General features: G+C 39.4%; 8 protein-coding genes. 2 read left to right on the top strand and 6 right to left on the bottom strand.

Going from position 1 to position 10,586, the window contains the following annotated elements; all coding sequences use genetic code 11:
- Positions 1–48: 48 nt before the first annotated feature.
- The 6 genes from MTBBW1_RS10505 to MTBBW1_RS10480 form a co-directional block, all read right to left on the bottom strand.
- Entirely contained in the window at positions 49–2,562 is a 2,514-nt protein-coding gene (locus MTBBW1_RS10505) for a PAS domain-containing sensor histidine kinase (RefSeq protein WP_080803061.1), read from the bottom strand.
- A gap of 449 nt (positions 2,563–3,011) precedes the next feature.
- On the bottom strand, positions 3,012–4,349 hold the full coding sequence (locus MTBBW1_RS10500) for a TRAP transporter large permease (protein WP_080803059.1): 1,338 nt from the start codon (positions 4,347–4,349) through the stop codon (positions 3,012–3,014).
- Positions 4,346–4,942, bottom strand: a complete 597-nt coding sequence (locus MTBBW1_RS10495; RefSeq protein WP_080803056.1) for a TRAP transporter small permease subunit — start codon at positions 4,940–4,942, stop codon at positions 4,346–4,348. The genes MTBBW1_RS10500 and MTBBW1_RS10495 overlap by 4 nt, the downstream gene beginning before the upstream one ends.
- 114 nt (positions 4,943–5,056) lie before the next feature.
- Entirely contained in the window at positions 5,057–5,959 is a 903-nt protein-coding gene (gene map / locus MTBBW1_RS10490; RefSeq protein ID WP_080803053.1) for a type I methionyl aminopeptidase, read from the bottom strand.
- Positions 5,956–7,473, bottom strand: a complete 1,518-nt coding sequence (gene miaB / locus MTBBW1_RS10485) for a tRNA (N6-isopentenyl adenosine(37)-C2)-methylthiotransferase MiaB (protein ID WP_080803050.1) — start codon at positions 7,471–7,473, stop codon at positions 5,956–5,958. Before miaB ends, map begins: the two co-directional genes overlap by 4 nt.
- Positions 7,474–7,507: 34 nt before the next feature.
- Complete coding sequence (locus MTBBW1_RS10480; protein WP_080803047.1) at positions 7,508–7,717, bottom strand: DUF4911 domain-containing protein; 210 nt, start codon at positions 7,715–7,717, stop codon at positions 7,508–7,510.
- A 284-nt stretch (positions 7,718–8,001) separates the two neighbouring features.
- On the opposite strand from MTBBW1_RS10480, the gene recJ reads away from it, so the two are divergent.
- Positions 8,002–9,726, top strand: coding sequence for a single-stranded-DNA-specific exonuclease RecJ (recJ, locus tag MTBBW1_RS10475; protein WP_080803741.1), 1,725 nt, complete (start codon positions 8,002–8,004; stop codon positions 9,724–9,726).
- Positions 9,727–9,954: 228 nt separating this feature from the next.
- Positions 9,955–10,374, top strand: coding sequence for a hypothetical protein (locus tag MTBBW1_RS10470; RefSeq protein WP_080803044.1), 420 nt, complete (start codon positions 9,955–9,957; stop codon positions 10,372–10,374).
- Positions 10,375–10,586 lie beyond the last annotated feature (212 nt).

The following is a 10,586-nucleotide window of genomic DNA, read 5'->3' as shown; positions in this document are numbered from 1 at the left end:
TAGCCACATCTAATAAAATCAAACACTTAGCCTTAATCGGTATAATGACTATTCTGGCATTTCTATCCTGATACAGGTTGTATCTGTTTCATCAAATGTTTGCATCTTTATGGTGTAGTTCATTGCACTGCAAAGCAGCTTTGCAGAATAGGTTCCAAGTCCTGTTCCCTTTGATTTGCCGTGGGTTTTATATTTTTCAAAAAAACTCTCTCTTATAGAAGGCGGAACAACACCTCTGTTGCATATTTCCAGCTTTACCGGACTGAATGCTCTTTTAGTAATCAACAGCCTAATTGTATTTTCATAAGGAGATGCCTCAATTGCATTAAGCAGCAGATTTGAAAGAAGAGAGTACAAAAGCCGCTCATCAGAAAGTACCACAACAGATTGAGAAACAGGTTCAACCATAAGCTCTTCGTTGATAATAACATCCACTCCAATTTTTTTAGATAAAATCAGACCATGATTCTGATCTATCACCTGACGAATTAAACCGAGCAGTTCAACAGTTTTTGGCAGGTATTGGTATGTACCTGATTCCATTTTAAATATATCGAGTGAAAGCTCTATCATATCAAGCATTTTTTTGCCCGACTTTTGAATCATCCCAAGCATTTTCATCTGGCTTTCACTGATTTTACCCTCTGCCTTGATAACTTCCGGAAAATTAATTATGGCATTAAGAGGAGATTTCAGGTCATGACGCATAATACGTTCTACATCAGCTTTCAGGCTCTCCAGCTCCCTTTTCTCCGTTATATCCTCTTTAACTGCAACATAACTAACAATAGAACTATTTAACTCATCACGTATGGGAGAGATAGAAACAGATTCCCAGAATAGAGTACCATCTTTCTTTTTATTACAAATATCACTTCTCCAAATTTTACCTTGTGAAAGGGAATCCCACATTTTTTTGAAAAACTCTTTGTCATGAATACCTGAGTTTAGAACACGGGGATTTTTTCCCAAAACTTCCTCTTTGGAATAGCCGGTAATTTGACTGAAAGCTGGGTTGGAATAGGTAATATCACCTTTTACATCAGTGATCACAACCGATGCAGGAGTGTTTTCTATGGCCTGCATAAGTATTTTCATCTTTTCACTGGCACGCTTCTGTCGGGTGATATCAATTGCAACGCCTTCCAGAATACGGTGAGATATATTGGGATTATAAATGGAATATATATATACATACAGATAATGAATCGTTTGATCAGGATGGTGATAGGATAATTCAAAAGCAGCGGAGTTTTCAGGTTCATCAATACTCTTGATTGTATTTTTATTAATCACATCAAGAGACTCTTCTGTCCATTGAACTATATCCTTCCATCTTTTGCCTTTGGCTTCTTCAGGTGCAACTGTCCCTACAAGGTGAATCCCTTCACTTACATAAATTAGTTCCCCATTTGGTTTGTGGGAAAAAAATATAAGAGTGTCCTTTAGACGATTTGCCAGACGTTCATATCTCTCCTGGCTTTCACGCAATGCAAACTCAGCTTTTTTTCGTTTTGTTATGTCTATCATTACTGCATTCAGAGCTGGTTCTCCATCATACTCCACTTTTGAGCTGTAAGCTTCAATCCATCTAATTTCCCCTGAACGCGTTACAATGCGATATTCATGACCTGTATCCATTTTTTTGCCAGAAAGGCGCTCCCTTAAATTTTGCATGAATCTGGGACGATCTTCAAAATGGACAAGTTCTATGCCCTGGGTATCGGATAAACCAAGCAATTCATCTTTAGCATAACCGGTAATGCTTTCAATCTGGCGGCTGGCAAAAACAATTTTTAAAGGATTTTCCCTGATAATAATCAATCCCTGAAGGGAAAAATCCACAAGCTGTCGATATTTCTCCTCTTTTACTTCAGATTCTTGCTGCTTACGAAGTAATTCTCTTTCCAGCATCTGAAGGTTAAGATCCATTAGGCCAAATACGTAAAATATGTTAACTATAATAAGGCTAAATGATAACATGTTATGAAGGTTTCCGGGTTCCATATAATCAATTACGTTTTGCCGGAAAAACATGTAAAACAAACCTCTCATAAATAACATAAGTATTAAAAAGATCAAAGTCCCCAAAAAAAGTTTGTTGATTTTAAACTCACTCTTTGAGCTTAACTCTCTTATCACCATTAAAATTTTGACATGGTAGAACAGAGCATAAAATGAAATAACAATAATACGAAGATTGAGATTAGGTGAAATAAATGTAAAATAGGGATGAATGCCAAAGGCAAAAATCAGAAAAATGATCAAGTGACAACAGGATATCCATTTTTTACCTGCAAAAGTTCTGAAGCCTGAATAAAATAGAACCTCTGAAGCATAAATGAATACATTGGCCAATACAATAGTGAGTATATCAGAAAAAATATCACGAAAAGAGACTAATGTAAAACCCGAGCCAATGGTAATTACAGCGACTGTCCACTGGTAAAAGCCAGGATAGCACTTTCTGTTTGCAGAATGGTTAATCATTATTATTCCCATGGTGATGTAAACAATACCAAGGGTTAATGAGATTGTTCTCAAATCAAAAAAATCTGTCACTACAATAAAATCCTTACCAAAATATCTATTCTGTCGTAAAGATTGAGTCGGATACGTTCAACAATCGAAGAAAATATAGATTTCCAGATAAACATTATTGTTTTATAGACTTCCAGAAAAATATTTTTCCATCTCAACTTTGAAGGGCAACCGCATAGGGTTGCCCCTACGGTGTGCTTGCAAATTTAATTATCTGGAAAACTACAGGACACGTCGCTCCGTGCCCCTAACATTCACAGCGGGAAATTTAATTATCTGGAAAGACTCAAAAACGGCACCTATAAGCTTTTGAACCTTGTCAATACTGTCTGCATAAGGATTCCCAGGTTAAGCAGGATTTACAGGATAAAAATCATGGGCATCTTGTAAATCCTGGTTATCCTGATTCAGACAAGTTCAATAAAGGCCAAAAAGGCCAAAAAGTTGTCTCTTTTGAGTAAAGAACTTCTCTAATCTCCAAGAAGTACGTGGGGCAACCAGGTAACAGTTTCCGGAAATACAGATATAATGACAAGTCCGATAATCTGTATGATAACAAAGGGAATAATGCCCTTGTATATATGAATAGTCTGAACCTTTGGCGGGCAGACACCCTTTAAATAAAAAAGGGAAAATCCAAAAGGTGGAGTGAGAAATGAGGTTTGAAGATTAACTGCAATAAGAACAGCAAGCCACAAGGGATTTACACCCAGATGAATCATTATCGGAGCAAGAACTGGTACATGGATAAAGGTGATTTCAATGAAATCAAGGAAAAAACCGGCAATGAAAATAATGCTCATTACAATAAAAAGAATTCCCCATTTTCCAAAGGGAAGTGACAGTATAAGATTTCTTATAAGAGAATCGCCATCAAGTCCCCTGAATACAAGTCCCAGAGTTGTTGCCCCGACAAGAATTATGAACACCATGCAGGTGAGCTGTGTTGTTGTCTCCATGACCTCTTTTAAAATCTGCATATTAAGTTTTTTATGCATGGCAGTAAGAACAGTGGCACCAACAGAGCCTACAGCAGCTGCCTCGGTGGGAGATGCAATGCCAGCAAAAATTGATCCAAGAACTGTAAGCATAAGGGTAAGTGGCGGCAGAAGAGCCTTTATGACCCTTACATAAAGCTGCTTTTTTGAGATATCATCCAACTCCTCCTGGGGTATGGGAGGTGCCCATTGAGGTTTTATGTGGGAAATTATAAAAATATAGAGAATATAGAGAAATACCAGAATCATTCCAGGAATTACAGCACCCACAAAAAGATCCCCTATGGGTACATTCATGATATCCCCAAGAAGCACAAGCACAATACTTGGTGGTATTATCTGACCAAGGGTTCCGGATGCTGCAACGGTACCTGTAGTAAGGGGAATGCTGTAGTTTCGCCTAAGCATTGTTGGTACTGAAAGAAGCCCCATTGTAACAACAGTTGCTCCAACAATACCTGTTGAAGCCCCCATCAGTGCCCCCACAAAAACAACGGAAATGGCAAGTCCTCCTTTAATCCTTGAGAAAACCAGAGACATTGTCTCAAGAAGCTCTTCAGCAAGGCCTGATTTTTCAAGCATCACCCCCATATATATAAAAAGAGGTACCGCAAGAAGAGTGAAATTTGTCATTGTACCCCAGATTCTGAGGGGCATCAGATTGAAAAAATCAACGCCAAAACCGATAAGCCCAAAAAAGAGTGCAACACCTCCAATGGTGAATGCAACAGGATATCCCAAAAGCAGTAGGGCAAAAACACATGTAAACATAATGAGAGGCAGATATTCCCAGAACAGTTCTTCTATCATGATTTTTTACCGTCCTCCTTTTTATTGAAATCATTATTTTGCAAAACATCTTTTTCATTGAAATCATTATTGTGCAAGACAACCTCATTTTTCCCCAGAATAACAAGCAGATTCTTTAATGCTTCAGAAGTACCCTGCAAAATAAGAAAGAAAAATCCAATGGGAACCATGGCTTTAAGGGCATATCTGAATGGAAGGCCTCCGGGATCAGGGGATATCTCCCTGACTGACCAGGAGGCAAGGATAAAGAGTTTTGTTGAATATATAACAATAACACAAAAAGGAATTAAAAAGATAAATGTTCCTAAAAGGTCAACCCATGCCTTTGTTATGGTTGAAAATTTTGTATAGAGAATATCCACCCTGACATGCCCTTCCCTCTTAAGGGTAAAAGCTGCACCAAGCAGAAAAATAACGGAAAATATGTGCCATTCAAGCTCCTGAATAGCGATGCTGCCATTTTTGAATACATACCTCATTATTACATCATAAAACACCGTAATAACAAGAAGTGTGGATAACCACGAAATAACAAAGCCTGTCTTTTCACTGAATGCATCCATTATTTTTATGTAATATTTTAAAGCTTTCATAAATTACTCCTTAAGGAATGAGCACGAAATCACTTTCCCTTTTTTAGAAACAGGGACAGAATTTAAAACATGTCCCCAAAATACGCAAATGGGCAAGGTATTTAAGACCCACATTTAAAGATCATATGGGGTAAGGCTTTCCCAGCCATTGTCTGTCACAAGAATTGTCTGTTCAAACTGTGCAGAGAGCGAGCCGTCGTTTGTAACAGCGGTCCATTTATCCTTGAGTATGTGAAGCTTCCTGCTGCCCAGATTGATCATAGGCTCAATGGTAAATACCATTCCAGGGACAAGAACAACACCCTGTCCTTTTTTGCCAAAATGAAGCACCTGGGGTTGCTCATGAAAATCAAGCCCCACACCATGTCCGACAAACTCTCTTACAACAGAACAACCTTGCTTTTCGGCAAAACGCTGTATGGCCCAGCCGATATTCCCGATATGTACTCCAGGTTTGACAATCTCAATACCACGCTTAAGCGACTCTTTTGCAACAGACACAATTTTCTCACCATCAGGTGTGGCACTGCCCACAAAAAATGTTTTGTTTGCATCTGCATAGTAGCCGTTCAGTATGGGGGTAATATCCACATTTACGATATCTCCATCCTTAAGAATCCGTTTTCCTGGAATACCATGACATATCACCTCATTTACAGATACGCAGACACTTTTTGGAAACCCCCTGTAGTGCAGAGGAGCCGGCACTGCACCTGCCCTTATGGTCTCTTCATGAACAAGGGTGTTTATATCATCGGTAGTGATGCCAGGCCGTATCATATCTTCCACCTTCTCCATGATAGCAAGAAGCAGTTTTCCGGTCTTTCTTATGCCCTCAATCTCATGGGGCTCTTTTATGATAATGTTAAATTTTCGCCTGTACTCCTGCTTGAGGGAAAGGGGTTTATTTACTGAAAAATTTTTCATATTCATGCAGCAAGTTTTGTATTTTTTGCCGCTTCCACAAGGGCATGGTGCGTTTCTGCCTATTTTTGTGCCTGTAGTCTGGTTTTTCATAATTTTTTAGCTCCACCAGTTTCTGTGCATACTGTTCCCCAGAGTGAGTGGGGATATGCATGCTCGATTCTGATTTGAACCATCTGGCCGGGTTCAATATCTTTTGCCTGAAAGTGTACAATTTTTCCTGAATCTGTACGGCCTGTCATCTGGGGAAGATCACGATGCACATTACAACTATTTCGGGTAAGATCACTGTGCACATCACAACCCTTCAGGGGAAGATCACGGTGAACATCAGAACCCTTCAGGGTTAAATCGCGGTTAACTTCAGAGTTTTTAAATTCATCTCCCTCCGGATATGTATGACGTTTTTTAAGGCTTTGCCCCTCAACAAGCACTGTCTCAACAGAACCTTTCAATGCCTGATTTGCCTTTTGTGTATAATATTCCTGAAGCTCCAGAAGCTCGTTCAATCTTGCCATTTTCTCTTTTTCATCCAGAGCACCTGGAAAATGGGCTGCCGGTGCATTGGGGCGATCTGAATAGGCAAATGCAAAAAGACCATCAAACTCAACAGTTTTTACAAGATCAAGGGTCAAATCAAAATCTTCTCTGGTTTCAGATGGAAATCCCACAATCATGTCAGAGGAAATGCCAATACCCGGACAGTGCTTTCTCAAGGTATCTATCCTCTCAAGATAGCTCTCCCGTGTATAATTTCTGTTCATCTTTTTCAGGATGGCATTTGATCCGGATTGAACCGGCAGATGGAGCTGATTGCAGACCTTGTCAAGGTCACGGATGGCAAAAATCAGATCATCGGAAAGATCCTTTGGGTGGGATGTGGCAAATCTTATGCGTTCAAGACCTGCTATGGAGTTTATCTTTTCAAGAAGTTCCGGAAAGGAACAGATACCTTCTTTTTTACCATAGGAATTTACATTCTGGCCAAGAAGGGTTATTTCTCGAACACCTGCATCAGCAAGAATGGCAATCTCCTTTACAATACTTTCAGGATTTCGGCTTCTTTCCCGCCCCCGGACATATGGAACTACGCAGTAAGTACAGAAATTATCACAACCCTGCATAATAGTTACAAATCTCGATACCTTTTCATTGTCAAGGGTTGAAAAGTCAGGCATGGATTCAAATATTTTAATGCTTTCTCCTGTGTCTGTAACCCGACTTTTTTCTGAACGCATACGTTTCGTATGCACCATGGAAATAAGTTCCGGCAAACGTTCAAATGCCTGGGTTCCCATTACAATATCAAGGTGAGGAATGCGTTTAAAAACCTTTTCTCCCTCCTGCTGTGCCACACATCCTGACATCACAGCCACAATATTGGGATTTTTCCTCTTTTTTGCTGCAAGGGTACCCAGAAAACTGTATGCCTTTTCCTGGGCCTTCTCCCTAATAGAACATGTGTTGCACACCACAACATCTGCCTTATCCAGATCTTCTGTTTTCCCATAGCCTATGGATGCAAGAGTTGCTGCAAGTTTTTCTGAATCATAGGTATTCATCTGGCAGCCTATGGTGTAAATATAAGCATATCCTTTTAATTTCATTTTAAATATAACCTATAGCCATAATCTAAAAATTTCATGCTTCCCGAATAAACATATCCTTTTTCAAATCTTCAAGTATGATATCCACGTCATCCATGCACCCGGGTGCCACGGCAAAACGGACCAACCCGCTTGATGGCTCAAGTGTTGTTATAACAGCAAGTCCGTCATGGGCTTCAAAGATAAATTTTAAAAATCCTATCCTGCTTTTATCGACAATATATAGTTTATGGATGGTATTCATAGGGATACTTAAATTATTAACGTTTCCATTATAGTGTTTATTTTCACAAAAATGTCAAATTTTCTATATATCATTATAGGCGATGTTTCTCCAGATAATATTTACAATAACCAAAATTGATTTGACTTTGTTAATGACAACAGAAGCGCTTTTCGGTATAAAGGCCATGCCTGACGGACACAAGAATAGTGAATCATTGAAACACAGGGGTGAATCGTTGAAACGCAGGTATGAAACATTAAAACGCTGGGGGCTGATGCCCCACCCTAATGGGACAGAAACTCATGGAAACAGAATGGCTAATACCAGATAATAACCCTGACATTGCTGAAAAAATTGCAAGGATAGTGGGCTGTCACAAAATAGTTGCAAAAATTCTTGTGAACAGAGGAGTATTGACTCCTGAAGAAGCCTTTACATTTTTAAATCCAAGCTTTACCAATCTTACAGATCCATTTGCACTGAAGGATATGAAAAAGGCTGTACAAAGAATATACACAGCTATATGCAACAGAGAAAAGATACTAGTTTTTGGCGATTTTGATGCTGACGGCATAACAGCTACATCCCTTCTCAACGATTTTTTCTATCATGTGGAAGCTGAAGTCTCCTGGTATGTTCCCCACAGAGTAAAGGAGGGCTTCAGCTTGAAGCCTTGTCATATAGAAATGGCGGCTGAACAGAAGTGCGATCTTGTCATAACAGTTGACTGTGGTTCAGATAGCCATGACGCAGTAAAACTTGCCATTAAAGAAGACATTGATGTTATTATTACAGATCACCACGAAGTAACATCCCATATCCCGCCGGCCATTGCTGTTGTAAATCCCAAAAGAGAGGATTGCCAGGCTGGACTTGAACATCTTGCAGGTGTGGGAGTGGCATTTTATCTTATCATCGCCCTAAGACAGCACCTGAGAATAAACGGATTCTGGAAAGATATTCAGGAGCCAAATTTAATAAAATATTGCGATCTTTTTGCCATTGGTACAATTGCAGACATGGTACCTTTGAAGGCAGAAAACAGGATTTTATCCAGGGCAGGCATGGAGATAATCCAACAGGGAAAACGGGAGGGAATAAGGGCTTTAACAAAAATAAGCCGAATTGAAAGCGGATTCTTAAATTCTGATGATATCTCTTTCAGAATTGCACCAAGAATCAATGCTGCCGGCCGTATTTCCCATGCCAGGATATGTGTGGATCTTCTAACGGAAAAAAACAGGATTAAGGCTGAACAGACAGCAGCAATTCTTGATAATCTGAATACAAGGCGACAGTTGCTTGAAAAAAGCATTGTCGATGATATTGAATACAAAATAAAGATTGCTCCTGAACTTTTAAATGCATCTGCCATTGTAATGGCATCTCCTGAATGGCCTGCCGGGGTAATGGGTATTGCCGCTTCCAGAATATCAAGGTCACATTGCCGACCTGTCATTCTAATCTCCACTGCCCAGGAACCTGCTACAGGTTCTTGCCGCAGCATCAACAGAATAAATATCCATAAGGCACTTTGCGCATGCTGCGATCTGCTTGAAAATTTCGGCGGTCATGCAATGGCAGCAGGCATTACCATCAACAAGGAAAACATTGAATCATTTAAACACCTTTTTGAATCTGAAATTGCAAAGGCTTCAAGTGACAAAGTTGCCGTCAAAACCATCAACCTTGATTCATCCCTTGATATTGAAGATATCACAGAATCATTTATAGAGGAGATAGAGGCATTGAGACCATTTGGTACAGGAAACCCTGAACCAATGTTCGAGTGCATGGATCTCAAGGTAGTATCTTCAATGATAATGGGCACAAGACACAGAAAAATGGTGCTGCAAAAGTGTGACTCTCCTGGTGGCAAAAAAGCTTGTTCAATTGAGGCGTTACAATTTAATATTGATCCTGAAGAGCCTATGCAAAGCAAATTTAAAAAAATTGCATTCAGGGTCAGGATGAACCGTTTTAACAAAAGAAAAATCCCCCAGATTATTATTGAGGAGGCTCTGTAAAAACATAAAAAGATTATTGCGCTGCGGCCATTTTTATCTTGAAACCATATCTAATTTCCGCTTATAATCCATGCCTGAATGAAACATAAATGCATGTCATATGAAAGCCTTTCGCCTTTACGGACTTTCATTATTCAATTGTGGCGGTAATACCGCCATGCATGTTATCAGGAATTGACCTGTTTGCATGGCAAAAGAAACACTTTCACATGAAAAAAGGGACAGATCATGGGTAAAACATTTCGGGTGGGAAACAGAGAAGCAAAATTGCTGTCAAAGATTGAATCTTCAAAAGAGCGGGAACGGTTTCGCTCCATAAATGCAGTAAGAGACAATATTGAGTTGTACAGCAACAAGGTTGCCATGAAACTTGTGGAAGAGAAGCTGGTTGAAACCGTAAGTAAAAATGCCGTACAGGAGCAGATAAGTAAATGTATCGAAAAGATGTGCAAAGCTGAAGATTTTGACATTGATTTTCAGATTGCACCATTCAGAACACTTGTCCCTAATCCTAACATTGTTTCTCTTTATCTGACAGCATTTGTCTTAGAAACCCTCATCAACCACCGCGATGTAGTTGATATATATGGCAGTGATGAAGATATCTATCATTGCATTCAAAAAATAACTGCCCAAATGATTACCTGATATTACCCTCACCAGTCATGAAAATCCTTTAATCATCTGAATCAGGGTTCAGGCAGATTTTGAACCTTGATTAAAGGATTAAGGGATAACCATAATTAACTTCTGGATAACCATGATTAACTTCTGAATGGCCATACTTCAATTCTCATACTTCATACTCAAAGCCGACACCTATGATCTTTTGAGCCTTGTCAACATTGCCTGAATCAGGA

It is taken from the genome of Desulfamplus magnetovallimortis, from assembly GCF_900170035.1.
GTDB lineage: Bacteria > Desulfobacterota > Desulfobacteria > Desulfobacterales > Desulfobacteraceae > Desulfamplus > Desulfamplus magnetovallimortis.
This window is presented reverse-complemented; position numbering and strand designations above follow the sequence as displayed.

Excerpts from the sequence above, each read along its gene's own strand:
- MTBBW1_RS10500 (WP_080803059.1), bottom strand. The coding sequence starts at position 4,349 with ATGATAGAAGAACTGTTCTGGGAATATCTGCCTCTCATTATGTTTACA.
- MTBBW1_RS10495 (WP_080803056.1), bottom strand. The coding sequence starts at position 4,942 with ATGAAAGCTTTAAAATATTACATAAAAATAATGGATGCATTCAGTGAA.
- map (WP_080803053.1), bottom strand. The coding sequence starts at position 5,959 with ATGAAAAACCAGACTACAGGCACAAAAATAGGCAGAAACGCACCATGC.
- miaB (WP_080803050.1), bottom strand. The coding sequence starts at position 7,473 with ATGAAATTAAAAGGATATGCTTATATTTACACCATAGGCTGCCAGATG.
- MTBBW1_RS10480 (WP_080803047.1), bottom strand. The coding sequence starts at position 7,717 with ATGAATACCATCCATAAACTATATATTGTCGATAAAAGCAGGATAGGA.
- recJ (WP_080803741.1), top strand. The coding sequence starts at position 8,002 with ATGGAAACAGAATGGCTAATACCAGATAATAACCCTGACATTGCTGAA.
- MTBBW1_RS10470 (WP_080803044.1), top strand. The coding sequence starts at position 9,955 with ATGGGTAAAACATTTCGGGTGGGAAACAGAGAAGCAAAATTGCTGTCA.